This is a genomic window from Rathayibacter tritici (assembly GCF_002932875.1).
In the GTDB taxonomy this organism is placed as follows: Bacteria; Actinomycetota; Actinomycetes; order Actinomycetales; family Microbacteriaceae; genus Rathayibacter; species Rathayibacter tritici.
Genome location: NZ_PSWS01000016.1, coordinates 22675 through 49194, shown reverse-complemented (window position 1 = coordinate 49194; position 26520 = coordinate 22675). Strand labels below are relative to the sequence as shown.

Here is a 26520-nt window from a genome sequence, read left to right as displayed (position 1 = left end):
GATATTCCACACCGACTACCGGCGGCCACTGCGCACCTTCCGAGATGCCTTCAACGCCGTCCGCGGACTCATCTTTTTCACTCGGCAAAAAACCAATTTTGCATAAGCCTCCACCTTTTGCCGGCACCTTGATGTCCGGTAACGAGATGAGACCATTCGCGTCGGTCGTTCCTGAGTAGGTTTTCGTTCCGTCTTTGAAGGTATAGCCATCGGTCACCGTCACCGTGACCGTTTTTCCGGGATCGGCAGTGGTTCCGTCGAGGGTGCGCTTCACCTGCACGCCGGTGATCGTGCCGCACGCAGTACCGCTGTACGACGCCTGTGTGAACGCCAGAGTCGGCGAGTTCGACGCTGCGGCAGCCGGCGTACCAATCGACACAGCGACGACCGGAACGGTCCAGGCGGCGCCCTTCACGATGGTGCGGCGGTGGAGGCCGTCCTCGGAGGGAATGGTCCACGTGGACGAGTCGAACGTGGCTCGTAGGGTGTTCTTCTTCGGCATGGTGCGCTCGAACTTTCTGTGGGTGTCAACGGACGTCGAACAGTGTCCTGAGCACGCCCATGACCAGAGACGAACCTGCCGGGATTATGACCGTGCTTGCCGGAAGTGGCGTGCGCTGTCTCGGGGCGCACGACGCGAAGCGGAACGGAAGGCGGCGAGCGGAGAGTGCCGAGGAGGGCGCGAGGAGGGCGCGATCAATCGTGATGAGGCGGTAACTCTGGGGCGGCTCCGGAGTCGTCGCGGGTGTCTGAGCTGACCTGCCCCAGATGGCGGAGCGGTCGATTCTGCCTGCGGCGCGGCCGCCGTGATCGTCCGCGGACAGGAGGCAGGTGCCGCCGTCACTGCGGTGCCGTGGCGCTCGGGTTCGGTCACTCCTGGTGAAGCGACTGGTCAGTCGGGGAGTCGCACCGGCCCGGTGATTCCCGTGACGGTCGACCCTGACGGCTCTTTTCCCGGCCGAGCGATCCTCGCTGCGAAGAGTTCCGCTTCGCCGCTCTCTCATCGCGCTGGCCTTCTTTGCAAGGCCGACCGAGGATCGTACTGACTTTCCGAAATCAATGACGAATCGTCGATATGTAGGGAGGCGGAAAATGCCCTGTCAGTCGCCGCCCGCTGCCTGTTCCTTCGCCGAAAACTGCGCGCGACGGAGCAGAATAGTGATGAGCGAGGCATTCTGATGGGACGAGTCGATTTCCACGACTGCCGAGCGATCGTCGCTTTCAAGGAATCCCGAGAATGGAAAGCTGATGCCTACCGAGACGCCGCGGTACAAATACTCCCTTCTGGGCTCGGAGGTGTTCAGCTGGCTGGCGGACAGGCAGATGCCCGACGGCGAAGCCGATTCCGACGTCCGTCTCGTCGCCGACGAACTCGTCTTGCCCGAACTCCGCATCGCTCGCGTGTGGAACACCAGCGCCAGCTATCGGGTCCGTCGCGACTCCTCGACGGCACTGCTGCTGCTGCAAATAGAGGGAGTGTCCTCGATCGAGTGCGATGCCTGGGATGCACCGGCCGAACTCAGCCCGGGAGACGTAGCGATCCTCCCCGGCCCAAAGCACTCCTTCCGGATCTCCTCCAGCTCCCCGACCGCGCGCTATGAGGTCGACTACGACCTCGACGCTCTCCCGCGGCCGGCCCGAGACGAACTCACAGGGGGACGGATCTTTCTCGCTCCCGCCCGGGAGTACCGTGACGCTGTCGCCGCGGCCTCGAACGCCGCGTTGAACTCGGGCATGGACGTCGAAGACGCCGGCTTCTCGGACTTCGCGGCGGGAGTGCGGTACCTGACGACCGCGCTGCTGGTGCAGGCGCTCGAAAGCACGTCGCCCTGGCTGATGACGCCTTTCAGCGACCTGTATCGGGGCGCGTTGCGGACGATTGCGGCGAAGGCCACGGATCCGGACTTCGACATCGAATTGCTCGCCGCGGCGGTCAGCACGTCACCGCGCAACCTCCGCCACGTCTTCGCGCGGGCGGGCGCCTCGGCGAAGGCCTCACTCACGGCGGAGCGGGTGCGCATCGCTCGCATCTACCTGTCGAAGAACGCCGCCGGAGCATCGTTCTCGCAAACCGAGATCGCCCGGCTCTCGGGGTTCCGCGACGTCCGCGCCCTCCGGCGTGCGATGTCGGCGACCGCGGACGGGGTTCCGAGTGGGCGGGAGAGCGCCGCGGAAACAGAGGGCGCAGGCGCATCGGAATCGGTCCGGAGTTCGCCAGGCCGTGACGCCGCGACGCGACCGCCCGTCTTCCTCGCATGATCCCCCTCTGCCGCACGAGCGGCTCGGCCTACGGTCGGTCGGACCGCCCACGTCGCCGCGCCGGAGGCGCAGACCGCCGCCCGACGTCACTCACCCCCGCTGTCGGCGCCTCGACGTAGGCTGTCGGCCATGACTTCGACGACGTCTCGCTCCGGTATCGACCGCTCCGAACTCGACCCCGAGACGCGGCCGCAGGACGACCTCTACCGGCACGTCAACGGGCTGTGGATCGACCGCACCGAGATCCCCGCAGACAAGGCGCGGTACGGCTCGTTCCACGTCCTGCAGGAGGAGGCGGAGAAGGCCGTGCGCGACATCATCGTCGAGGCGCAGACCGCGCAGCACGGCACCGAGGAGCGCCTGTTCGGCGACCTCTACACCTCCTTCATGGACGAGGCGCGCGCGGAGGAGCTGGGCGCCGCTGCGATCGCCGACGATCTCGCGGCCGTGCAGCGGGTCGACTCGATTCCCGGCCTGCTCCGCGCTGTCGGTGCCTTCGAGCGCACCGGCGTCCCCGGCCTCTTCGGCCTCTTCGTCGACAACGACCCCGGCAGCCCCGAGCGCTACCTCGTCTTCGTCAACCAGGGCGGCCTCGGTCTGCCGGACGAGAGCTACTACCGCGAGGAGGAGTTCGCCTCCGTCCGCGAGGCCTACACGCCGTTCGTCGCGCGGATGCTCGCGCTGGCGGGCATCGATGCCGCGGAGGCGCGCGCCGAGCGGATCGTCGCGCTCGAGACCGAGCTCGCCGCCGTGCACTGGGACAAGGTCCGCAGCCGCGACAGCCAGGCGACCTACAACCTCCGCACCTGGGCCGAGGTCGAGGAGCTCGCCGCGGGCGTCGACCTCGGCGTCTGGCTCACCGCGATGGGGGCTCCGGAGGGGGCACTCGCCGAGGTCGTCGTCCGCCAGCCGAGCTTCCTCCAGGGCCTCGCGGGCCTGCTGGCCGAGGACCGGCTCCCGGCCTGGCGCGACTGGCTGGCCTGGCAGGTGATCCGGGGGGCCGCGGCCTACCTCTCCAGCGCGTTCGTCGACGCCAACTTCGACTTCTACGGCCGTACCCTCACCGGCACTCCGCAGAAGCGCGAGCGCTGGAAGCGCGGCGTGTCGCTGGTCGAGGCGTCCCTCGGCGAAGCGGTCGGCCGCACCTACGTCGCGCGCCACTTCCCCGAGACCGCGAAAGCCGCGATGGACGTGCTGGTCGCGAATCTTATCGAGGCCTACCGCCGCTCGATCGTCGACCTCGAGTGGATGAGCCCCGCCACCCGCGAGCGGGCGCTCGAGAAGCTCGCCACGTTCACCCCCAAGATCGGCTATCCCGTCCGCTGGCGCGACTACTCCGCCCTCTCGATCGACCCGACCGACCTGCTCGGCAACGCCCGCCGCGTCGCCGAGGTCGAGTTCGCCCGTGAGCTCGGCAAGATCGGCCGCCCGCTCGACCGCGACGAGTGGTTCATGACCCCGCAGACGATCAACGCCTACTACAACCCGGGCTTCAACGAGATCGTCTTCCCCGCAGCGATCCTGCAGCTCCCCTTCTTCGACGAGGGGCGCGACTCCGCAGCCAACTACGGAGCGATCGGTGCCGTCATCGGCCACGAGATCGGCCACGGCTTCGACGATCAGGGCTCCCGCTTCGACGGCGACGGCCGCCTCACCGACTGGTGGACCGAGGAGGATCGGGCCGCATTCGAGGAGCGGACGACGGCGCTCATCGCGCAGTACGACGCGCTCGCTCCGGCGACCACACCCGGGCACCACGTGAACGGCGCACTCACCATCGGCGAGAACATTGGCGACCTCGGCGGGCTCGCCATCGCCTGGAAGGCATACCTGATCTCGCTCGAGGGCCAGGAGCCGCCCGTCGTCGACGGTCTGACCGGCGCCGAGCGCTTCTTCCTCTCCTGGGCCCAGGCCTGGCAGCAGAAATCGAGAGACGAGGAGACGATCCGCCTTCTCGCCATCGACCCGCACGCGCCAGCCGAGTTCCGCTGCAACCAGATCGTTCGGAACATCGACGAGTTCTACGCTACTTTTGACGTCTCCGAAGGCGACGCCCTCTGGCTCTCCCCGAGCGAGCGCGTCACCATCTGGTAGTCGTCACCGACCACCTCCCCGCACCACAGACGAGGAGCCCCGGGCATCGAGAGCCGACCGATGCCGAGGGCTCGTCCGCCGATCTCGCGTCCCGCCGGCGCGTGAGGACCTCGGTCCCCCTCCGCACAACCGCTCTCCCGACCCGTAAAGGGGCCGTAACCGTGGTGATTCCCACCAGCGAGACCCGCCGTGAGAACCGACGCAACCGGCGGGGCCGGCACAAGGGGGCCGGCGACCGCGACAACTTCCAGCGCGGCTTCGATGCCCTCGGACGCCTCGCGGTCGACGGCGTCGTCGTTTCGGCGCGCGCCGTCGACCTGACGACCGGGCGCACCCTCTTCGCCGTCGACGACTCCGTCTCGATGCCCACCGCGTCCCTGGGCACCGTCGTGCTGTTGATCGAGGTCGCCGCCCGCCTCGCGCACGAGCCGCAGGAGAACCTGCGGCTGGTCGACCGGACCGCCGCCGACGCGGTCGCGGGCTCCGGGATCTGGCAGCACCTCCAGGTGCCGTCGATGCCGATCGCCGACCTCGCCGCACTCGTCGGCGCGTCCAGCGACAACCTGGCGACGAACGTCCTGCTCCGCCGCGTCGGTCTCGACGCCGTTCGCGAGCGGGCGGAGGCGCTGGGGCTCTCGCGCACCGCTCTGCTCGATGTCGTCCGCGACGAGCGGGGCCCCGACGATGCACCGCAGCTCTCGATCGGCTCGGCCCGGGAACTGACCTGGCTGCTGGCCACCCTCGCGAACGGCGACGTCGTCGATGCCGCCGTCAGCTCGCGGGTGATCGGCTGGCTCTCGCTCGGGACCGACCTGTCGATGGTCGCCGCGTCCTTCGGCCTCGACCCGCTCGCGCATCGGCACCCCGATCACGGGGTCCTGCTCGTGAACACCACCGGCACCGACGTCGGCGTCCGCGCTGAGGCGGGCGTCCTTCGCGGACCCCGCGCCGGCGTCGCCTACGCGGTGGCGACCCAGTTCGACGACACGACCCTGCACTACCGCCTCGCCGTGCTCGAGGGCATGCGCACCCTCGGCGCCGACCTCCTCGAGTACGTGCACTGAGGCGGCTGTTCAGTGGTCGTGTTCACTTCTCGTGAACTCGACAAGAATGCTCGTCCTCGATCGGTGTTCTGCCCCCGTCGTCAAGTCCGTGACCGCGCCCCGCGCCGCGATCTAGGCTGCCCGCAGCAGCGCCGCCTCCCGGGCGGAGCGCGGAGAGGGAATGATGAGCAGCTTCGGCTTCGACGCCCCCGAGGACGTCACCGACACCACCCGACCCGACGGCGGTTCCCTGCCGGTCCCACCCGAGATCGACGACCCCGAGGCTGTCGACGAAGCACTCGACCAGGGCGCCGATGCCCGCCTCGACGACGACCAGGACCCGCCGGAGCACCCCGTCATCCCGTCGCCCAGCTGATCTCCGCGGAGTGCTCTCGGGGCGGGCGGCGTTCCGCGCCATCCTGAAGGAGCGGGACGTCCTCTCGGGCAGAGTGGAGGAATGACAGATGCTCATCAGGCTCCTCAGTCCCTTCCTCCTCGTCCCGATGCAGGGGCCGCGCCCGCGCCCTCGGCCGGATCCGCGCCGCCGTCCGTGCCCGCCCGCAGTGCCCTCGCCATTACGGCTCTGATCCTCGGGATCGCCGCCGTGCCCCTCGCCTTCGTGCCGGTACTCGGCGCTCCGGCGGGCATCACCGCGGTGATCATGGGCATCGTCTGCCTGGCGAAGAAGCGCCCGCCGAAGGGGTTCGCTGTGAGCGGGATCGTCCTGGGCGCGCTCGGGGTTGTCCTCGCAGTGGTCGTGGTCGTGGTCACGGTCTTCGGTGTGCTCAGCGCCGTCGGGAAGCAGCAAGCGGTCTCGCGTCCCGGCACCGCCCAGGAGGAGCAGATGACGTCGACCTTCAACGACGGCGTGGTGTTCGACGACGGCATCGCGATCGGCGCCTCCTCCCCGGCGCCGTACCAGCCCGGCAAGTACGCGACGGGAGCCGACCAGGCGCAGAACGTGGTCCTCACGTTCGTCCTCAAGAACAACTCCGACAAGCCGTACGAGCCGTACGTGGTCATCGACGCGTCCTCCGGCGGTGTCGAGGCCTCCCGCATCTCGGACTACGACTCGGGCGAGACCTTCAACGACCCGACCACCGCCGTGCTCCCCGGAGGCTCGGTGACCTGGAAGCGCGCCTTCTCCGTCGCCGACCCAGCCGCACTGATCGTCCAGGTGCACGTGGACCAGCACTCGACGGTGATCTTCACCGACGTGCACTGACTCGGCCGCGCAGCTGCCCGAGGTGGTCGGGCTACTCCTTCGGCCTGGCCTTCAGTCGCTCCGCGAGCCGCTTGAGCGGATGAGCGGGCTCGCGTTCGGTCGGATCCTCGACCTCGAGGCCGTAGAACGTGCCGATGTCGCCGACGAGCGCCGTGCGACGGGCCCGGTCGTAGGCGCGGATCTCCCGTCGGAAGGCGATCACGGTGGCGATGCACATCAGGATCATCACGACGCTGAACGGCAGGGCCGAGAGGATCGCGGCGGTCTGCAGGGCGTCGAGTCCGCCGGCGACCAGGAGCGAGAGGGCGAGCAGCGCGGTCGCGACGGCGAAGAAGACGCGAATCGGGTTGCGCGGCTCGGCCTGGCCGCCGGTCGCGATCATCGCCATCACCAGGGCGCCGGAGTCGGGGGAGGTCACGAAGAAGATGCCGATCAGGATGATCGCGCCGACGGTCAGCACCGAGCCGGCGGGCAGTTCCTGCAGCATCGAGAACAGGGCCGTATTGGTGTCCACCGCGCCGTCCGCGCCGACGAGACCGCCGGTGCCGTAGAGCTCGCGATAGATGGCGGTGCCGCCGAGGACGCTGAACCAGAGGAAGGTCATGATCGTCGGCACGAGCAGGACGCCGACGACGAACTCGCGGACGGTGCGGCCCTTCGAGACGCGAGCGATGAAGATACCCACGAACGGCGCCCACGACATCCACCAGCCCCAGTAGAACGTGGTCCACGAGGCCTGCCACTCCTCGCCCGCGCGTCCGGAGTAGGCGCTGACCGTGAACGTCAGGCCGATGAAGTTCTGCAGGTAGTTGCCGAGCGATTGGACGAACTCGCGGAGCAGGAACTGCGTCGGCCCCGCGACCAGCACGAAGACCAGCAGGGTCGCCGCGAGCAGTAGATTCGCGGTCGAGAGCCACTTCATGCCCTTGCCCACGCCCGAGATCAGCGAGAAGACGGTCAGGCCGGTGACCACCGCGATGACCACGATCTGCACGGCGAGCGACGACTCCACGATGCCGCTCGCCTCCAGGCCCGCCGAGATCTGAGTGACGCCGAGCCCCAGCGAGGTCGCGACTCCGAACATCGTGCCGACCAGGGCGACCACGTCGATCGCGTTGCCCCAGCCTCCGCGGACCCGGCGGCCCAGCAGCGGCTCCAGCGCCCAGCGGATCGATACCGGCCGCTTGCGGCGATGGATCGCGTACGCGAGGGCGAGGCCGACGACGACGTAGATCGACCAGGCGTGGACGCCCCAGTGCAGGTAGGTCTGCGAGATCGCGCTCTGCGCGAGCTCCGTCTCGTCACCGGTGACCCCGGGGCGCGGAGTGGCGAAGTGGGTGAGCGGCTCCGCGACGCCGTAGAAGACGAGGCCGATGCCCATGCCGGCGGCGAAGAGGAGTGAGATCCAGGCGAGCATCGAGAACTCGGGTTTGTCGTCGTCGGCGCCGAGCGTGATGTCGCCGAAGCGGCTGACGCCCATCCAGACCGCGAACGCGACAAAGACCGCGGCGATCAGCACGTAATACCAGCTGAACGTGTTGACAACCGTGGTCTGCAGCGTCGAGAAGACGGCGGTTGCGGCGTTCGGCGCGAGAATGGCGAAGGCCGCGATCGAGAGGGTCAGGGCTGCTGCTGGCCAGAAGACCCATCGGGCCAGGCGGTGCTCGGGGATGGTCACGCCCGCGGTCGCGGTGGCGGCGTCCGGGGAGGACGGATGCTCGGACATGGGGGTCCTCTCGTCGGCGGCAACCTGCCACGGTACACGGCGGCCGGTCAGCGGCCAGTCGGCCGGGCTCGCGCGATCCGGCCCGGGTGCGCGAGGCTGGACCCGTGCAGTTCAGAGTCTTCACCGAACCCCAGCAGGGCGCGAGCTACGAGGATCTCCTCGCCGTCGCGCAGGCCACCGAAGCCCTCGGCTACGACGGCTTCTTCCGCTCCGACCACTACCTCCGGATGGGCGACGGCGACCCCGGCGTCGGCCCCTCCGACGCGTGGACGACCCTCGCCGGCCTCGCCCGCGAAACCGAGCGGATCGCGCTCGGCACTCTCGTCTCCTCCGTCACCTATCGGCCACCGGGGATCCTCGCGATCCAGGTCGCCCAGGTCGACGCGATGTCCGGCGGTCGCGCCGAGCTCGGGCTGGGCACGGGCTGGTTCGAGCAGGAGCACGCGGCCTACGGGATCCCCTTCCCGCCGCGCCGTTTCGACCTGCTGGAGGAGCAGCTCGAGATCGTGACGGGCCTGTGGTCCACGCCGGTCGGCGAGCGCTACTCCTTCGCCGGTGAGCACTACACGCTGACCGATTCGCCGGCGCTGCCCAAGCCCGCGCGCCTGCCGCTGCCGGTGATCGTCGGCGGCGGAGGGCCGAAGCGGACCCCGGCGCTCGCGGCGCGGTTCGCGAGCGACTTCAATCTGCCGTTCCCCGAGTTCGACGCGATTCCGGGTGCCTTCGCGCGGGCCGACGAGGCCTGCCGCGCGATCGGGCGCGAGCCCTCGACGCTTGTGCACTCGGTCGCGTTGATCGCGGTGGGCGGCGGCGATGAGTCGGAGTTCACGCGCCGGGCGGCGACGATCGGCCGTGAGCCCGCCGAGCTGCGCGAGCACGGAGTAGCGGGCGGAGTGGACGAGGCGGTCGACCGCCTCGAGTCCCTGCGCGAGGCGGGCTGCGAGCGCGTCTACCTCCAGTTCATGGACCTGCAGGACCTCGATCACCTCGACTTCTTCGCCCGTGAAGTGCTGCCCAAGCTCTCGGCGTAGAACGGACCCGCATCGGGAGCCCCACTGTCCAAAAGTTGTCGCACTCGGCATCGACTGCGACAACTCTTGGATTCTCGTAGCCTCCGTCGGTCCGGGGCCCGCACCCACTATCCAAAAGTTGTCGCACTCGGCGTCGACTGCGACAACTTTTGGAGTCTCGCGTCGTGGGCGGGCGCGGGACGCCGGCGCGCCGCTCCTGCGTCGGCGCGACTTACGCTGGGGGGATGGCGGACACGATCGAGCGCGCGGACGAGCGGGTAGCGACCCGATCGGCGGCCGAAGTCCCGTGGATCGTGCTGGTCTGGGACGATCCGGTCAACCTGATGTCCTACGTGTCGTACGTGTTCCGCAGCTACTTCGGATTCAACCGGGCCGAGGCCGAGCGGCTGATGCTCCAGGTGCACACGGAGGGGCGCGCGGTCGTCGCGACCGGCAACCGCGAGGAGATGGAGCGGCACGTGGAGGCGATGCACGGCTACGGCCTTTGGGCGACGCTGCACAAGGCCGACGCATGAGCGAGCTCCGGGATTCTCGCGCAAGCGCCCCGCGGTGCCGCCGACCCCGCCCGGACGGAGCGCGCTGATGCGCGCCTTCCGTCGCGACTCCTCCGGCGAGGCGATCGCCCGCTTCGACCGCGAGGAGGCCGGGATCCTCCGCCACCTGGCCGGCGAGATGCTCGAACTGCTCGACCGTGGCGCATCCTCCGAGCAGGCGCGCTCAGATCCCGCGCTCGCCCGACTCCTGCCCGACGCCTACCGCGACGACGCCGAGGCGGCCGACGAGTTCCGCCGCTTCACCGCTCCGGATCTCGCCGCCCGCAAGATGGACGATGCCCGCGCCGTCACGGCCGCCCTGGACGCGGGCGACGGCACGAGCCACGGCCGGATCTTCGAGGGGCTCGGCGAGGTGGCGGTCCGGCTCGACGAGTCGCAGGCCATCGCGTGGCTCCGCGCTCTGACCGATATGCGGCTCGCCCTCGCCGTGCGCCTCGGCATCGACGACACCGACGACGTCGAGCCGAAGGAGGGGAGCGTGGCCGCGATTCGCAGCGTCTACGACTGGCTCGGCGGTGTGCAGGACGGTCTCGTCCGAGCCGTCGACGTCTGATCCGCTCGTCCCTCTAGCGATTCCACAGCTGTGGACAACCCTGTGGAGAGGTGTGGACAACCGCCTCCTGACGTACCCGGAATGGCGGAGCATCGGGCGCCGAGGTGTGGACAGCCGAGGTGTGGAAAGCCCCCGTTCGGTCCAACGTTCGGACAAACTCACCGTTCGACCCCACGGTGTCCGGACACACACTGTGAGGAAACGCGTGGCGTTCCCCCTGTGAACCCTCCGAGTGCTGCCGACGCCCAGCGCACCGCCGACGACGTCCAGGACTCGCGCGCGGTCCGCACCCTGGCCCGTGCCGGTTTCGCTGCCAACGGCCTCGTGCACCTCGTGATCGGGGTGATCGCGCTCCAAGTGGCTCGCGGCGGCGGATCGAGTTCGTCGGCGTCGTCCGAGGGCGCGAGTGCCCAGGTCCTCGCCGCGCCGGGCGGAGTCGCGCTGCTCGTGATCGCGGGACTGGCCGTCCTCGCCGTCGGTGGCGTCTTCGTCTACCGCGAAGCGAGCAGGAGGTTTCTCGAGAATGTCGCGAAGCCGGCGGGCGCCGCGGGCACGGTCGTCACCGGGCTGGGGATCGTGGGCTCTATCGCCAAGGGTGTCGTGCTCGCCGTTCTGGGCGTGTTGCTGATCGTCGCCGCCGTCAGCCACGATCCGGAGCAGACGGGCGGGATCGATGAGGCGTTGCGGTCGCTCGTGGGTCTGCCCGCGGGCGTGTTCCTCCTGGGTGTCGTCGCCGTCGGGCTCATCGCCTACGGGCTCTTCTGCTTCGCCCGCGCGCGCTGGCCGCGCCTCTGATGACGGGTAGTGGATCCGCTGCATACCTGTCACCCCCCTTTTGTGCAACTGGTCCCGCAGTCGCGGAGTCGGTGACACGCTGGAGCCTGTGAGTGCTGGGGGCGGTGGGGCGAGCGAAGGACGAGTGCGTCCGCCGCTGACGCTGGACGCCGCCCGTTTGCTGACGCGCACCGCCGCGGGAGACAGCTCCGCTCTGGGAGAGCTCGTCGACCGCTTCGGTGGCCTCGTCTCCGCGTGTATCGGAACCGTGCAGGCCGACTCGGTCGGCCGCGACCGCCTCTGTACCGACGTCTTCACCGCACTCTGGCGCCGTGCCCGCGAGGGGGCCCACTCGTCCGAGCCCGTGCTCTGGATCCTCGAGGTGCTCTGCGAGACCCTCGGCTCCGCGAATGAGCTCGGTCGCCGTCCGCTCGGCGGTGGTCTGCTCGGCCTGGACTGTCCCGACCGGGAGCTACTGCTGCTCGCCGCAGCCGGCGGTTTCTCGCAGGGCGAGATCGCGGCGTTGACCGGGGTCGACGAGTTCCGGCTGCGCTCGATCCTCCGAAGGGCACTCGAAGTCCTGCGGGGCCGGCACAGCGATCGACTGACGGCCTGACCTCCCGGGCCCCGACGGGGGTAAAGTTGAGTCCAACGAACTCAACTTCTGAGTCACGGAGGAGGCCACCATTATGCAGGCCGGTCGGATGCCCCAGCAGGACGAAAAATCCGCTCTCGAGCAGTACGGCGTCAACCTGACCGCCATCGCGGCGAGCGGCAAGCTCGATCCGGTGATCGGACGGGACGCCGAGATCCGGCGCGTCAGTCAGGTGCTCACGCGCCGCACCAAGAACAATCCGGTTCTCATCGGTGAGCCCGGCGTCGGCAAGACCGCTGTCGTCGAGGGGCTCGCCCAGCGGATCGTCGCGGGCGACGTCGCCGAGAGCCTCAAGGGCAAGCAGCTCGTCAGCCTCGACCTTTCGGCCCTGATCGCCGGCGCGAAGTACCGCGGCGAGTTCGAGGAGCGGCTCAAGGCCGTGCTCCAGGAGATTCAGGACTCCGACGGTCGGATCATCACCTTCATCGACGAGCTGCACACCCTGATGGGCGCGGGCGGCGGCGAGGGTTCGGTGGCGGCGGCGAACATGCTCAAGCCCATGCTGGCCCGCGGTGAGCTGCGGATGATCGGCGCGACGACGCTCGATGAGTACCGTCAGTACATCGAGAAAGACGCGGCCCTCGAGCGCCGATTCCAGCAGGTGTTCGTCGGCGAGCCGACCGTCGAGGACACCGTCGCGATCCTCCGCGGGTTGAAGGAGCGCTATGAGGCGCACCACAAGGTGGCCATCGCCGACTCCGCTCTGGTCGCCGCCGCGTCGCTCTCGAACCGCTACATCACCGCCCGTCAGCTGCCGGACAAGGCGATCGACCTGATCGATGAGGCCGCGTCACGGCTCCGGATGGAGATCGACTCCGCGCCGGTCGAGATCGACGAGCTGCGTCGCTCCGTCGACCGGTTGAAGCTGGAGGAGCTGGCGTTGAAGAAGGAGAAGGACGAGGCCTCGAAGGCGCGGTTGGAGAAGCTGCGCGAGGACCTCGCCCGCCGCACGGGCCAGCTCGACGAGCTCCAGGAGCGCTGGGAGCGCGAGCGCGCCTCCCTCAACCGTGTCGGTGAGCTGAAGAACCGGCTCGACGCCCTGCGGATCGCGGCCGAGCGGGCGCAGCGCGAGGGGAAGCTGGAGCGCGCGTCAAAGCTGCTCTACGGCGACATCCCGGTGATCGAACGCGAGCTCTCGGCGGCCGAGGCCGAGGAGGAGCCGCTCGAAGGCCGCATGGTCAATGAGCAGGTGACGGCCGACGACATCGCGGCGGTCATCGCGGCCTGGACCGGCATCCCGGTGGGGCGCCTCCTGCAAGGCGAGACCGAAAAGCTCCTGCACCTCGAGACCGAGCTGCATCGGCGCTTGATCGGGCAGGACGAAGCGGTGTCGGCCGTGTCGGACGCCGTGCGCCGCACGCGCGCGGGCATCGCCGACCCCGACCGGCCCACCGGCTCCTTCCTCTTCCTCGGGCCGACCGGTGTCGGCAAGACCGAGTTGGCGAAGGCGCTCGCCGGTCATCTTTTCGACGACGAGAAGGCGATGGTCCGGATCGACATGTCGGAGTACGGCGAGAAGTTCGCGGTCTCGCGGCTGGTCGGCGCTCCTCCCGGCTACATCGGCTACGAGCAGGGCGGTCAGCTGACGGAGGCGGTGCGCCGTCGCCCCTACTCGGTGGTGCTGCTCGATGAGATCGAGAAGGCGCACCCCGAGGTGTTCGACGTGCTGCTGCAGGTGCTCGACGACGGCCGGCTCACCGATGGGCAGGGGCGCACGGTCGACTTCCGCAACACGATCCTCATCCTCACCTCCAACCTGGGCTCGCAGATCCTCATCGACCCGGCGCTCTCGCGAGCGCAGAAGGAGGAGGCGGTGCAGCAGCTGGTGCGCCAGGCCTTCAAGCCGGAGTTCGTGAACCGGCTCGACGACATCGTGATCTTCGACGCGCTCGACCGCACCGAGCTGGGCGAGATCGTGTCGCTGTACGTCGACCGGCTGTCGAAGCGGCTGTCGGAGCGACGGCTCGACCTGGCGGTGACGCCGGCCGCCCGCGGGTGGCTGGCCGAGCGCGGCTACGACCCGCAGTACGGGGCGAGGCCGCTGCGCAGGCTGATGCAGCGGGCGATCGACGACCAGCTGGCGACGGCGCTTCTCGGCGGGACGGTGCGCGACGGGGACGTGGTGCTGGTGGATGTGGCGCCGGACGGCGAGAGCCTGTCGGTGACGGCGGGCATGACGGAGCCGGCGTAGGCCGGTTGCGCGCCGTCGCCGCTGCGGTCGCCGCCGCGAGTATCCACAAGTTGTCGCACTCGACGCCGAGTGCGACAACTCCTGGACACTCGCGACGGCGAGCGGCGGCCAAGGCTCCTCCACAGGGGGCGGTGAGGGCTCGATTGTCCACAGATGCGGTCGCAAGCGCCCGCGGCGACGGTGGCCTGCGTAGCGTCGCGGGCATGTCCTTCGAATCGCCGCGCATGGCTGACCTCTCTCCCGAGCAGCGGCCGCGCGAGCGCCTGCGTGCCCGCGGTCCCGAGGCGCTCACCGACGCCGAGACCCTTGCCGTGCTCATCGGAGCCGGTGTCCGCGGCGCCAACGCGACCGTCGTGGCGCAGCGCCTCCTCGCCCGCTTCGGCGGCATCGACGCCGTCGCCCGCGCCGGCGTGAACGACCTGATGCGGCACCGCGGCATCGGCGAGGTCGCCGCATGCCGGCTGGTCGCCTCCTTCGAGCTGCGACGGAGGATGAACCGCGCCTCGCGCGCCGCCCGCGTGACGGACGCCGCGGGTCTGGCCGCCCTCGTCACTCCGCTGCTCGCCGCGCGGCCGCTCGAGACTGTGCTCGCCGTGGCGCTCGCCGAGTCCGGAGCCGTGCGCGACGTGCTGACCCTGGCCGACGGCCCTCCCGCGCACGCCGAGCTCCCGGTGTCCGCCGTGCTGGCCGAGGTGCTCGCGCGGGGAGCCGCGGGCATCGGGCTCGCGCACAGCCACTCGGGCGAGGCGGTCGTGCTCCCTTCCGACCGGGCGGCCACCCGCGCCATCGAGGACGGAGCCCAGGCCTGCGGTTTGCGGTTCCTGGCTCACGTCGTGGTCGGGCGCAACGGGTGGGTGGAGGTGCCGCCGTGATGCCGGGCCGCTCCACCCGTCGCCGCTCCGCTCCGTACTGCCGCTCCGTCGGTGAGAGCGTCGTCGCGCGTTCGTGCAAGCCCCCGCCGCGGCAGCATCCGCGCGCGGCACCGGCGTACCGTGGACGCCGACACCATCCCTCTCGACCAGGAGCACCTATGCGAGCAACACTCATCCACGGCGAGCGCGACGTCCGACTCGAGGAGGTCCCCGACCCGCAGCTCTCCACCGGACGCGACGCGATCGTCCGCGTCACCGCGGCGTGCGTCTGCGGCTCGGACCTCTGGCCCTACCGCGGCGTCACGCCCACTACGGAGGCGCACCGCATCGGCCACGAGTTCGTCGGCGTGGTCGAGGAGATCGGCGACAAGGTGCACGATGTCGCAGTCGGCGACTTCGTGATCGCCCCGTTCTACGTCTGCGACGGCACCTGCGCGAACTGTGCCAACGGCGTCTCCACCTCCTGCCTGAACGGCGGCTGGTGGGGCGCAGACGTGCACGAGGAGGGCTTCGCCGATGGCGCCCAGGGCGAGAAGGTGCGCGTCCCTCTCGCCGACGGCACGCTCTTCCGCGTCGACGCCGACCCGGACCCCGCGCTCATCCCCAGCCTGCTCACCCTCGCCGATGTCATGGGCACCGGCCACCACGCCGCCGTCTCGGCCGGTGTCACTGCGGGCTCGACCGTCGCGGTCGTCGGCGACGGGGCGGTCGGTCTCTGCGCGGTCCTCGCGGCCAAGCGCCTCGGCGCCACTACGATCATCGCGATGTCGCGGCACGAATCGCGGCAAAACCTTGCCCGCCGCTTCGGAGCGACGCACATCGTCGAGACCCGCGGCGACGAGGGCGTGGCACGCGTTCGCGAGCTGACCGACGGAATCGGCGCAGACTGCGTGCTCGAGTGCGTCGGCACCAAGGAGTCGATGCAGCAGGCACTCGACTCCGCCCGCCCCGGCGGCATGGTCGGCTATGTCGGCGTTCCCAACGGCGGCCCGGAGCTGCCGGTGCGGCAAATGTTCGGCTCGAACGTGGGCGTCAACGGTGGAGTCGCGCCGGTGCGCGGCTACATGGCCGAGCTGCTGCCGGACGTGCTCAGCGGCGCGATCGAGCCCGGTCTCGTCTTCGATCTGGAGCTGCCGCTGGACGAGATCGCGGAGGCATACGCCGCGATGGACGAGCGCCGCGCGATCAAGACCCTCGTGCGTCCCTAGAAGGTCGCACCGGACCCGCTCGCAGCGCGGCTGGCCTTCCTTGCGCCGCGAGCGGGGCCGGCCAGAGGTTCCCGCTGCCCGCCCACCACGTCGTGACGGAGGCCCCATCACCATCGACCGGCTCGCCACTCGCTACCGCATCGCCCTCAGGGTGCCGCAGACGAACCATGCCCCGGGGGCACCCGCTCAGCGAGTCGGGTGCGAGCCGTTTCTCAGCGCGCTGCCTCACGTGTCCAGGGCATGCAGCTGCGCGCCCAGCGTACTGTACACACGCAGCTCATCAGCTACTGGGACCTCGGTCACGCCATCCTCGAGCAGCAGGCGAAGGAGCCGTGGGGACCCACGTTTCTGATCGACTCGCCGACGACGTGCGCCGTGAGTCTCCCGCGATGACCGGCCCGTCCCGCAGCAACGTCTTCTCCATGCGCGCCTTGGCCGCCGCCTCGCCCGACCGGGTGAAAGTCCCACAGGCTTGGGCCACGTCCGCCTCCTCCTCGACACGCTCCGGACGCCGAGCGCCTCGCGCACCCCGACGAGCAGCGCATCATCGCCGCCCTCGACCTCAGCGGTGCCGCGAACGGATAGTCCCAGCGCGGCGTCAGCGCCACCAGTCATCGAACATCGACAGCGGCACCTGGCGCTTGTGCTCGGTCGCGGCGTACCGCGCTTCGATCGCCTCGGCAATAGCCGGGTCGACGTCGCCGCCCTCCAGGTACGCGTCGAGGTCGGCGTAGGTGAGGCCGAGGTTCGTCTCGTCGGTCTGGCCGGGGTTGTCATCGAGGAGGTCCGCGGTGGGCGCCTTCTCGTAGAGGCGGGCCGGAGCGTCGAGGTTCTCCAGGAGCGAGCGGCCCTGCCGCTTGGTGAGGCCGGTGAGGGGGAGGACGTCGGCGCCGCCGTCGCCGTACTTGGTGAAGAAGCCGGTGATCGCCTCGGCAGCGTGGTCGGTGCCGACGACGAGCATGCCCGTCTGACCGGCAATCGCGTACTGGGCGACCATCCGCATCCGCGCCTTCACGTTGCCCTTGACGAAATCGCTGATCGGCTCACCGACCGCGTCGCCGAACGCCGCGGCGACGCCGTCGACGCCCTGGTGGATGTCGAACACCACCTGGCGGTCGGGCCGGATGAAGCCGAGGGCGAGTTGGGCGTCCTCCTCGTCGGCCTGCGCCCGGTACGGCAGGCGGACCGCGATGAAGGAGGCATCCCCTCCGCTCGCGCGCACCCGCTCGACCGCGAGCTGGCAGAGTCGGCCGGCCAGGCTCGAATCCTGCCCGCCGCTGATGCCGAGGACGAGGCCCTTCGCGCCCGTGCCGCGGAGGTAATCGGCGAGGAAGCCGCTGCGCCGTTCGACCTCGGCGGCCGGATCGACGGTGGGAGAGACGTGGAGCTCGGAGATGATCTGCTGTTGGACGTCGCGCACGGCCTCACGCTACTCCGGATGCGGTCGCTGAGCTCTCTCGGTCGCCGAGACGGTGGCGACCCGTCCCGGAAGCGGCCGGTGGCCACCACCCGTCACGAGTCGATCGACCCTCCCGCTGTCCCGAGGTCCTTCCCGGCCGCGGCCGAGTCGTCGAGGGCTTGCCGGAGATTCGCCGCGAGCGGAGTACACGTTCGGGGAGAGCACGCCGCCGGGCACCAGTCCGTCGCCGATCATCCGCATGGTCACGACAACGAGGTTCTGCAGCCTGTCGAGGGTCTCCGGGCCGACGACGGGCAGGGTGACGAGCGTGTGTCGATGCGGGACCGTGGCATGTCAGCGAAGGAGAGGAGCGAGCCGGTGTGGGCGGCGATGAGGGGCCGTCGCGTCGTGAGACTCGATGAACGCGCGCACGATCGTCGCGTCGCCGCCGCCGGTTCCGTGCAACGTCGACACCGCTCTCGTGCTCGCCTCAGCCGAGCTGCGCGACGATCCGCGCGATGCACGCCGGGACGGTGTCGTCCTGGAGGCTCGTCACATCGCCGAGCGGACGGCCGTCGCGGATGTCGCCGAGCAGGCGGCGCATGATTTTGCCGGAGCGCGTCTTGGGCAGGTCGGCCACCACCACCACGTCGCGCGGCTTGGCGATCGGCCCGATGGCGGTAGCGACGTGGTCGCGCAGCAGAGCGGAGAGCGACGAGCTGAGCCCACTCCAGTAGGCCGGGTCCTCCTCGGCCCGGTCGACGGCCTCGTCGGAGGGGATGACGAACGCCGCGATCGCCTGCCCGGTCGTCGGGTCGGCGACTCCGACGACTCCCGCCTCACCGACCGCCGGGTGGGCGACGAGGGCGGATTCGATCTCGATCGTGGAGAGGCGGTGGCCGGAGACGTTGATCACGTCGTCCACGCGGCCGAGCACCCAGATGTCCCCGTCGGCGTCGTATTTCGCGCCGTCTCCCGAGAAGAACCAGCCCCGTCGCGCGTAGCGGGCCCAGTAGGAGTCGCGGTAGCGCTCCGGATTTCCCCACACGGTGCGCGCAAGCGCCGGCCCGGTGCGGTCGACCACGAGGTAGCCCCCGGAGCCGTTCGGGACCCGCTCGCCGTCCTCGTCCACGACCAGGGCTCCGAGTCCGGGCAGGGCACCGAGTGACGAGCCCGGCTTGAGGGTCGAGACGCCCGGCAGTGGGCACATCACCGCGGCGCCGGTCTCGGACTGCCACCAGGTGTCGACGATCGGGCAGCGCCCGCCGCCGACTGCCTCGTGGAACCAGACCCAGGCCTCGGGGTTGATCGACTCGCCGACCGTGCCGAGCAGGCGCAGGCTCGACAGGTCGTACCGCACGGGCACCCCCTCGGGGAACCAGGTCATGAGCGTGCGGATCAGGGTCGGCGCCGTGTAGTAGACGCTCACTCCGTAGCGCTCGATGATCTCGAAGTGCCGGGCCGTGTGCGGCGTGCTCGGCGTGCCTTCGTAGAGCACCTGGGTCAGCCCGTTCGAGAGCGGACCGTAGATCTCGTAGGTGTGCGCGGTCACCCAGGCGAGGTCGGCCGTGCACCAGTGCACGTCGTCGGGCTTCGCGTCGAAGACCGCCCAGTGCGTCCACGACGCCTGGGTGAGGTATCCGCCGCTGGTATGCACCAGCCCCTTCGGCTTCCCGGTCGTGCCGGAGGTGTAAATGATGAACAGCGGCGTCTCGGAGTCGAAGGCTTCTGCCTCGTGGACGTCGCTCTGCGCGTCGACCAGCTCGTGCCACCAGACGTCGCGGCCCGGAGTCCAGGGCACGTCCTGCTCACCGGTGCGGCGGACGACGAGGACGTGTTCGATCGACGTGACGCCCTCGACCGCCTGGTCGGCGCTCGCCTTGACGGGCACCGCTGCTCCGCGCCGGAACTGTCCGTCGGTGGTGACGAGGAGCTTCGCCCCGGTGTCCTCCACCCGGAACCGCACCGCCTCGGCCGAGAAGCCGCCGAAGACGAGCGAGTGGATCGCTCCGATGCGCGCGATCGCGAGGGTGATCACGACCGTCTCCGGGATCACCGGCAGGTAGACGACGACGCGGTCGCCCGTGCCGATCCCGAGCGCGGTGAGCGCGTGCGCGGCGCGGGAGACCTCGCGCTGGAGCTGCGCGTAGGTGATGGACCGCCGGTCCCCGCGCTCGCCCTCGAAGTGCAGCGCGACCTTTTCGCCGCGGCCCGCGTCCACGTGGCGGTCGACGCAGTTGACGGCGACGTTCAGTCGTCCGCCCTCGAACCAAGTGGTGCGCGGTACCGAGAGCGAGCCGTCGGGTTGCGGCGTGGCCGGCTCCCAGGTGTGCGCGGTGTGCCAGGGCTCCGCCCAGTCGAGGCGGCGGGCCGCCTCCTCCCAGAAGGCGATCGGATCCGCGGCGGCGCGGGCGTACTCCTGCTGACCGACGTTCGCCCGGGCAGCGAAGGCTGCGGGCGGAGGGAAGCGTCGGTGCTCGTCGAGCAGGTTGACGATCGTCTCGCTCACCTTCGGACCTCCTTCCCGGGTGCTCACGCCCACTTCCTCACGGCGTAGCGCTGGAAGACGCCGACCACGGCGTCGGTGAGCTTGCCGAGCACGGCCAGCAGGATGATTGCGAGGAACACTCGGTCGATCCGGCCGTTGTTCTGGCTGTCGATGAGTCGGAAGCCCAGGCCCATCGAGGAGGCGATCAGCTCGGACGCGACCAGGAACAGCCACGACTGGGCGAGCGCGAGGCGCAGCCCCGAGATCACGGCGGGGATCACCGCGGGCAGCTGCACCGTCGTGAACAGCCGGACGCCCGAGAGCCCGAACGCGCGGCCGGCTTCGACGAGGTGTCGGTCGACGTGGCCGAGCGCCGTGGCGACCGTGGTGAAGACGGGGAAGAACGCGCCGATCGTGATCAGCGTGATTTTCGACTCCTCACCGATGCCCAGCCAGAGCAGCAGGAGTGGCACCCAGGCCAGCGAGGGCACGGCCCGGATCGCGCCGAGGGTCGGCCCGAGGACCACCTCCCAGACGCGGGAGAGGCCGAACATCGCCCCGACGAGGAGCCCGAGAGCCGAGCCGAGGGCGAATCCGATGAGCACCCGCTGTGTCGAGATAGCGACGTCCTGCCCCAGATCGCCGCGCTGGGCGAGGTCGACTCCGGCCGCCCACACCATCGCGGGCGAGGGGAACACGGCGACCGAGACCAGTCCGCTCGTCGTCGCGATCTGCCAGGCGGCGAGCAGCAGCACGGGGAGGATCGCCCCGCCGGCGACGACGAACCAGCGCCGCGAGGTGAGCGGGCGGGACCCCCGAGCGCGGTCCTCGCGGAGCCGGCGCTGGGAGGCGGCGACCGCGGGGCCCACCACGGCGAACCCGGCCGCGCCCGGAACCTGGACGAGCCCGGTGCCCGCGCTCAACAGGTCGGCGTCGGTCGCGGTCTCGTTGTCGCGGATCGTCATCGTCGTCTCCTCAGGTGGCAGGGCGGTCGCAGGGGAATGAGGCGTTGCCCCTCACGCCCCGATTGCGCTGGGGTCAGCCGCTGACGCGGAGGTGCCGTCGAGCAGCGAGTCGAGCGCGTCGTCGACCTGCTGCTGGGAGGCGACGTCGCCGTTCTCGACGAAGATCGGGCCGATCACGGCGAGCACGTCGGTCTGGGCGGAGCCCGGGACGTGGTCGACGTCGAGGTTGCTGCGCTCGGTGATGACTGTGGTCGCCACCGTGACGTCGAGCCCGGCGACGGAGGCGAGGATGCTGGCCGTCTCGTCCTGGTTCTCGAGCGCCCAGGCGCGGGCGTGCTCGTACGCGTTCACCACGGTTTGCGCCAGGTCCGGCTTCTCAGCGAGGAAGCTCTCGGTCGCGTTGAGCAGACCGTAGGAGTTGAAGTCGACGTTGCGGTAGAGCAGGGTCGCCCCGGCAGCCTGGGCACCGGCCATGATCGGGTCAAGGCCCGCCCAGGCGTCGACGGAGCCGTTCTGCAGCGCGGCCCAGCCGTCGGCGTGCTGGAGGTTCTGCACCGTCACGTCGCCGATGCCCAGCCCGGCGGCCTCGAGCGCCTGCACCAGGAAGAAGTAGGGGTCGGTGCCCTTGGTGGCCGCGATCTGCTTGCCCTTCAGCTGCTCGACGGCGGTGATCGCTGAGCCTGCTGGAATCACGAGGGCCGACCACTCCGGCTGCGAGAAAATGTTGATCGTCTTGATGGGCGAACCGTTCGAGCGGGCGAGCAGCGCCGCGGAGCCGGCAGTGGAGCCGACGTCGATCGCTCCGGCGCGCAGGGCCTCGTTGGCCTTGTTCGATCCCGCCGACTGCACCCAGGCGACGGTGACCTGCTGTTCGGCGAGGGCCGCCTCGAGCCAGCCTTTCTCCTTGATGACCAGGCTCAACGGGTTGTAGGTCGCGAAGTCGAGCGTGAGGGTGCCGCCCCGGGTGCCTCCGGCCGCGGTGTCGGCGGCCGCCGCTCCTGCTCCGCCCTCGCCCTGGACGCAGCCCGCAAGGAGCGGGACGGCGGCGGCGGTGAGCAGGCCGGCCAGAGCGGTGCGGCGGGTGAGCGGGGAGCTGGTGTGCGGGGAGCTGGGGAACGACATGGGGGCCTCGACTTCGGGATGCGGTGACAAGAGTGAGTGTGGGTGCTGCGGGGGAGCGATGGTGCGGGGAGGAGCCGGTTTGGTGGAGAGCGGGCGGAGACGGCGGCTGTGGAGGGAGACCGTGCGGCCCCCATCGGTGCGGGCCCGGTTCGGTGCCGTACGGCTCGGTGCCGCCCGGGTCAGTGCCGCTCGATGCCGAGCCCCGCGAGCAGCTCGGCGCGGTACTCGGCGAGTTCCGCCGAGCCGCGGTCCCGGGGTCGAACGCCGGGGACCGTCACGATCCGCTGGATCCGGGAGATGCCTCCGGGCTCGTCTCGCCCGAGGAGCACGATGCGGTCGGCCAGCTGCAGGGCCTCGTCGACATCGTGCGTGACGAGCAGGATCGTCGCCGGAGCCGCCGCGTGCACCTCGAGCAGCAGGTCCTGCATCCGCAGGCGCGTCATTGCGTCGAGCGCGCCGAACGGCTCGTCCAGGAGGAGCACGCCGGGATTGCGCGCGAGCGCGCGGGCGAGGGAGGCGCGCTGGGCCATCCCTCCGGACACCTCGCGGGGGCGCGAGCGAGCGTGCGCGGTGAGGCCGACCAGCGAGAGGAGCTCGTCGACGGCGGCACGGGCGGCGGGACGCGGAGTGCCGCGCGGCAGACCCAGCGCGACGTTATCGGCGATGCTCCGCCACGGCAGCAGCCGCGGCTCCTGGAACGCCATCGCGCAGCGCGGGTCGATGCCCAAGACGGGTGCGCCGCCGATCAGCACGGAGCCCTCTGATGCAGTGTCCAGGCCAGCGGCGATGCGCAGGAGCGTCGACTTACCGCAGCCGCTCGGGCCGAGGATCGCGATGACCTCGCCCGCGGCCGCCTCGAGTGAGACGTCCGTCAGCACCGGCGCCCCGGGCGCGAAAGTGCGGCCGACCCCCTCGAAGCGCACGGGGAACGCCGACTGGCCGAGCTCGGCGTCGAAGGCCAGGCTCGTGCGGGCGGCGGGGGTGGCGGGCATGTCTCTCCGGATGGCGGGACGGACGGGCGGATCGTCCGATCGTACGGAGGGGCCCCGGGCGCCACCTCGCGGCCCGACACGGGGAGTAACACAGAAGGCCTACCCGATCCGCGGGCGGGGGAGGCCTTCGACGTGCGGCGGCTACGCCTGAACGAGCAGGAGCTCCGCCAGGGGAAGGCGGCTGCGCGGCGCGGTCTCGCGCTCGCGCAGCGTCTCGTTCGACAGCGCGTCGGCCTCGGCAGCGACTCCGACCGCCGCGATCGTCACCGGGTCGAAGCGCTCGTCGACGTCGAACGCGGCGCGGACGGCGTCCTTGTCGAAGCCGGCCATCTGGTGCACGTGCAGACCCTCGTGGTGCGCCTGGACGCTGAGGTGGGCGATCGACTGGCCGAGGTCATAGCTGGCCCACGGGCGCGGCTTTCCCTCGGCGTCGAGGGTCTCGGCGAGCGCGACGACCAGGACGGCGGCGGAGCCGGCCCAGGCTCCGTTGAAGCCGGCGAGGGTCGAGACGATGCGGTCGAACTCGTCGGATCCGCGGCGGGCGACGATGAAGCGCCACGGCTGCGAGTTGCTGGCGGACGGTGACCAGCGCGCGGCCTCGAGGAGGGACGTGAGGGTCTCGTCCGAGACGGTCGCGGTCGCGTCGTAGGAGCGCGGGCTCCAGCGCTCCGCGAGGACGTCGAGGATCGGGGCGCTGGTCGTGGCGGTGCGGGAGGCGATGAGGGCCATGGCGGGCTTCTTCCGTGCGGGGGCTGGGGGACGGGCTCCGTTGCCCATCGCACTCCAACCGTCCCCGCCCCGCGGACATTCCTGCGTGGGCCCAGTCCGCGCCCACGCGCGCGTTCGCCTACGGAGGACCGGGCCGCCTCCGAGCCCCGGAACGGTACGGTGGGAGACGGCGTGGTCATCCCGCGCACCACCATCCACGACTCTGGAGGATCATCCATGGCCCAGCACTTCGACGTCGTCGTCCTGGGGGCAGGCCCCGGCGGATACGTGGCCGCGATCCGCGCCGCCCAGCTCGGCAAGTCCGTCGCCGTCGTCGAGAAGCAGTACTGGGGCGGTGTCTGCCTCAACGTGGGCTGCATCCCGTCCAAGGCGCTGCTGCGCAACGCGGAGCTCGCCCACCTCTTCCACACCCAGGCGAAGCAGTTCGGCATCTCCGGCGACGTCTCCTTCGACTTCGGTGCGGCGTTCGACCGTAGCCGCTCGGTCGCGGACGGCCGCACCAAGGGCGTCCACTTCCTGATGAAGAAGAACAAGATCGCTGAGTTCGACGGCGTGGGCTCCTTCACCGGCCCGAAGGGCCTCGACGTCCAGCTCAGCACGGGCGGCACGGAGTCGCTGACCTTCGATGACGCGATCATCGCGACCGGCGCGAGCGTCCGCCTCCTCCCCGGCGTCGAACTCTCCGAGAACGTCGTCACCTACGAGACCCAGATCATGACCCGCGAGCTGCCCGACACGATGGCCATCGTGGGCGCGGGCGCGATCGGCATGGAGTTCGCGTACGTCCTCAAGAACTACGGCGTCGACGTGACGATCATCGAGTTCATGGACCGCGCTCTCCCCAACGAGGACCCGGACGTCTCGAAGGAGATCCAGAAGCAGTACAAGAAGCTCGGCGTCGAGATTCTGACCTCGACCAAGGTCGAGTCGGTCGTGGACAAGGACGGCTACGTCACCGTCACCTACACCGCGAAGGACGGCACGCAGTCGACCTTGGAGGTCGACAAGGTGCTCATGTCGATCGGCTGGGTCCCCCGCACGGAGGGCTTCGGCCTCGAGAAGACGGGCGTCGAGCTGACCGAGCGCGGCGCGATCGCGATCGACGACCACATGCGCACGAACGTCCCGAACATCTACGCCATCGGCGACGTCACCGCCAAGCTCCAGCTCGCGCACGTCGCGGAGGCGCAGGGCGTCGTCGCCGCCGAGACCCTCGCCGGCGCCGAGACCCAGACTCTGGGCGACTACCGGATGATGCCGCGCGCGACGTTCTGCCAGCCGCAGATCGCCTCCTTCGGCCTCACCGAGAAGCAGGCGACGGATGAGGGCCACGAGATCACCGTCTCGACCTTCCCCTTCATGGCCAACGGCAAGGCCCACGGCCTCGGCGAGCCCACCGGCTTCGTGAAGCTCATCGCGAGCAAGAAGTACGGCGAGCTCCTCGGCGCGCACATGATCGGCCCGGACGTCTCCGAGCTGCTCCCCGAGCTCACCCTCGCCCAGAAGTGGGACCTCACCGCGACCGAGCTGGCCCGCAACGTGCACACCCACCCGACGCTGTCGGAGGCGCTGCAGGAGGGCTTCCACGGCCTGAAGGGGCACATGATCAACATGTAGGGCTCGTCCCTCCGGCTACCTCCGGCTCGCAGGATCCCGCTCGGCTCGTCCGATCGAGCGGTTCCTGCGAGCCGGAGTCGTTTCCGCGAGCCGGAGCGGCGCGGCAGGGCGTCAGAAGAGGGTCGGCTCGGCAGGAGTACCCTCCGGAGCTGGATGCTGTTCACCAGAACCGCGGGATGTGAGCTACGACGCGAAGGACCTCCCGCTACCGTGACCCGATGGATCCGCTGCTGCTCGACCGACTCGCCGCCGACGCCTGGCCCGCGCTCGTGCGCCGCCCGCTCGGCGCGTGGGAGCTGCGCGCCTCCGCGGGCGTGACCAAGCGTGCCAACTCGCTGCTCGCCTCCGGGGACGTCACCGATCAGGCGGCCGCTCTCGACGAGGCGGAGGCGTTCGCCCACCAGCACGGCATCGCGCCCCTCGTACAAGTCGGCCCGCCGAGCCCCGAGGGATTGACCGAGCTACTCGCCGAGCGGGGCGCCGCGCCGATCGACCGCACACTCGTGCTGACCGGATCGGTCCAGGAGGCGCTCGCCGCGCTGCCCGCGCTGCCGACGCCCGTCCGCCTCGCCGCGGCTCCCGACGAGGACTGGCTCGCCCTCTGGTGGTCGGTCGACGGACGCGGCGGAGCGGACGCGCGCGCGGTCGCCGAGCGCATCCTCCTGGGTTGCCCCTCCTCCTCTGCCCTCGCCGTTGACGGAGACGGCCCCGCCGCGACCGGCCGTCTCGCCGTGGTCACTGCGCAGAACGGCGAGCTCTGGGGCGGCCTCTTCAGCCTGGCGACCCGCCCCGACGCGCGCCGCCGCGGCCTCGCCTCCGCCGTCATCCGCGCGCTCCTCGAGGAGGCGTCGCGCCGCGGTATCGAGCGCTTCTGGCTCCAGGTGCTCGCCTCCAACGCCGGCGCTCGCCGCCTCTACGCGTCCCTCCGCTGCCGCGAATCCTCCTGGTACGAGTACTGGCGCTACCCCGCCCCCCGCGAGATGCCACTTATGAGCGCGACACGCCGGTGAAGGCGCGCACAAG

The 26520-nt window shown here is 70.4% G+C and carries 22 protein-coding genes and 1 pseudogene; 15 read left to right on the top strand and 8 right to left on the bottom strand.

Annotated features, from left to right (window positions below; translation table 11 throughout):
* A pseudogene (locus C5D07_RS15620) lies at positions 1 to 502 on the bottom strand (hypothetical protein); the annotation flags it as partial.
* A 746-nt stretch (positions 503 to 1248) separates the two neighbouring features.
* On the opposite strand from C5D07_RS15620, the gene C5D07_RS02805 reads away from it, so the two are divergent.
* From C5D07_RS02805 to C5D07_RS02785, 5 genes are all read left to right on the top strand, one after another.
* Complete coding sequence (locus C5D07_RS02805) at positions 1249 to 2259, top strand: hypothetical protein (RefSeq protein WP_104258624.1); 1011 nt, start codon at positions 1249 to 1251, stop codon at positions 2257 to 2259.
* A 129-nt stretch (positions 2260 to 2388) separates the two neighbouring features.
* A complete protein-coding gene (locus tag C5D07_RS02800; RefSeq protein WP_068250391.1) occupies positions 2389 to 4353 on the top strand; it encodes a M13 family metallopeptidase in 1965 nt (654 codons plus the stop codon).
* 161 nt (positions 4354 to 4514) lie between these two features.
* Positions 4515 to 5417, top strand: coding sequence for a serine hydrolase (locus C5D07_RS02795; protein ID WP_068250394.1), 903 nt, complete (start codon positions 4515 to 4517; stop codon positions 5415 to 5417).
* A 160-nt stretch (positions 5418 to 5577) separates the two neighbouring features.
* Positions 5578 to 5772 carry a hypothetical protein gene (locus tag C5D07_RS02790; protein ID WP_068250397.1) on the top strand — a complete coding sequence of 65 codons (195 nt, stop codon included), beginning with the start codon at positions 5578 to 5580 and terminating at the stop codon, positions 5770 to 5772.
* 174 nt (positions 5773 to 5946) lie between these two features.
* On the top strand, positions 5947 to 6621 hold the full coding sequence (locus tag C5D07_RS02785; RefSeq protein WP_068250400.1) for a DUF4190 domain-containing protein: 675 nt from the start codon (positions 5947 to 5949) through the stop codon (positions 6619 to 6621).
* Between the two features lie 31 nt (positions 6622 to 6652).
* Here C5D07_RS02785 and C5D07_RS02780 read toward each other — a convergent pair whose 3' ends face one another.
* The gene (locus C5D07_RS02780) at positions 6653 to 8347 is read right to left on the bottom strand and encodes a BCCT family transporter (protein ID WP_104258623.1); all 1695 of its coding nucleotides are present in this window, start codon (positions 8345 to 8347) and stop codon (positions 6653 to 6655) included.
* Between the two features lie 104 nt (positions 8348 to 8451).
* Between C5D07_RS02780 and C5D07_RS02775 the strand changes: the two genes are divergently transcribed.
* From C5D07_RS02775 to C5D07_RS02740, 8 genes are all read left to right on the top strand, one after another.
* On the top strand, positions 8452 to 9378 hold the full coding sequence (locus C5D07_RS02775) for an LLM class F420-dependent oxidoreductase (protein ID WP_104258622.1): 927 nt from the start codon (positions 8452 to 8454) through the stop codon (positions 9376 to 9378).
* A 224-nt stretch (positions 9379 to 9602) separates the two neighbouring features.
* The gene (gene clpS / locus C5D07_RS02770) at positions 9603 to 9893 is read left to right on the top strand and encodes an ATP-dependent Clp protease adapter ClpS (RefSeq protein ID WP_068250406.1); all 291 of its coding nucleotides are present in this window, start codon (positions 9603 to 9605) and stop codon (positions 9891 to 9893) included.
* A gap of 67 nt (positions 9894 to 9960) precedes the next feature.
* A complete protein-coding gene (locus C5D07_RS02765) occupies positions 9961 to 10485 on the top strand; it encodes a DUF2017 domain-containing protein (RefSeq protein WP_068250409.1) in 525 nt (174 codons plus the stop codon).
* Positions 10486 to 10704: 219 nt separating this feature from the next.
* Complete coding sequence (locus C5D07_RS02760) at positions 10705 to 11280, top strand: DUF1206 domain-containing protein (protein WP_249028156.1); 576 nt, start codon at positions 10705 to 10707, stop codon at positions 11278 to 11280.
* Between the two features lie 124 nt (positions 11281 to 11404).
* Positions 11405 to 11875, top strand: coding sequence for a hypothetical protein (locus tag C5D07_RS02755; protein WP_104258620.1), 471 nt, complete (start codon positions 11405 to 11407; stop codon positions 11873 to 11875).
* A gap of 73 nt (positions 11876 to 11948) precedes the next feature.
* Entirely contained in the window at positions 11949 to 14105 is a 2157-nt protein-coding gene (locus C5D07_RS02750) for an ATP-dependent Clp protease ATP-binding subunit (RefSeq protein WP_104258619.1), read from the top strand.
* 224 nt (positions 14106 to 14329) lie between these two features.
* Positions 14330 to 14977: a JAB domain-containing protein gene (locus tag C5D07_RS02745; RefSeq protein ID WP_068250418.1), complete on the top strand. Its 648-nt coding sequence runs from the start codon at positions 14330 to 14332 to the stop codon at positions 14975 to 14977.
* 158 nt (positions 14978 to 15135) lie between these two features.
* Positions 15136 to 16185: a zinc-dependent alcohol dehydrogenase family protein gene (locus C5D07_RS02740; protein ID WP_068250420.1), complete on the top strand. Its 1050-nt coding sequence runs from the start codon at positions 15136 to 15138 to the stop codon at positions 16183 to 16185.
* Positions 16186 to 16783: 598 nt separating this feature from the next.
* On the opposite strand, the gene nadE is transcribed toward C5D07_RS02740, so the two are convergent.
* From nadE to C5D07_RS02710, 6 genes are all read right to left on the bottom strand, one after another.
* Positions 16784 to 17605, bottom strand: a complete 822-nt coding sequence (gene nadE / locus C5D07_RS02735; protein WP_104258618.1) for an NAD(+) synthase — start codon at positions 17603 to 17605, stop codon at positions 16784 to 16786.
* Between the two features lie 469 nt (positions 17606 to 18074).
* A complete protein-coding gene (acs, locus tag C5D07_RS02730; RefSeq protein WP_104258625.1) occupies positions 18075 to 20093 on the bottom strand; it encodes an acetate--CoA ligase in 2019 nt (672 codons plus the stop codon).
* Positions 20094 to 20116: 23 nt separating this feature from the next.
* Positions 20117 to 21037, bottom strand: coding sequence for an ABC transporter permease (locus C5D07_RS02725; RefSeq protein WP_104258617.1), 921 nt, complete (start codon positions 21035 to 21037; stop codon positions 20117 to 20119).
* 51 nt (positions 21038 to 21088) lie between these two features.
* Positions 21089 to 22159 (bottom strand): aliphatic sulfonate ABC transporter substrate-binding protein, encoded by a 1071-nt coding sequence (locus C5D07_RS02720; RefSeq protein WP_104258616.1) that lies wholly within the window; start codon positions 22157 to 22159, stop codon positions 21089 to 21091.
* Between the two features lie 179 nt (positions 22160 to 22338).
* Positions 22339 to 23151, bottom strand: coding sequence for an ABC transporter ATP-binding protein (locus C5D07_RS02715; RefSeq protein ID WP_104258615.1), 813 nt, complete (start codon positions 23149 to 23151; stop codon positions 22339 to 22341).
* 141 nt (positions 23152 to 23292) lie between these two features.
* A complete protein-coding gene (locus C5D07_RS02710; protein WP_068250432.1) occupies positions 23293 to 23880 on the bottom strand; it encodes a nitroreductase family protein in 588 nt (195 codons plus the stop codon).
* Positions 23881 to 24096: 216 nt separating this feature from the next.
* Between C5D07_RS02710 and lpdA the strand changes: the two genes are divergently transcribed.
* Together lpdA and C5D07_RS02700 are read left to right on the top strand one after the other, a co-directional pair.
* Positions 24097 to 25497: a dihydrolipoyl dehydrogenase gene (gene lpdA / locus C5D07_RS02705; protein WP_104258614.1), complete on the top strand. Its 1401-nt coding sequence runs from the start codon at positions 24097 to 24099 to the stop codon at positions 25495 to 25497.
* Positions 25498 to 25715: 218 nt separating this feature from the next.
* Positions 25716 to 26507 carry a GNAT family N-acetyltransferase gene (locus C5D07_RS02700; protein WP_104258613.1) on the top strand — a complete coding sequence of 264 codons (792 nt, stop codon included), beginning with the start codon at positions 25716 to 25718 and terminating at the stop codon, positions 26505 to 26507.
* Positions 26508 to 26520 lie beyond the last annotated feature (13 nt).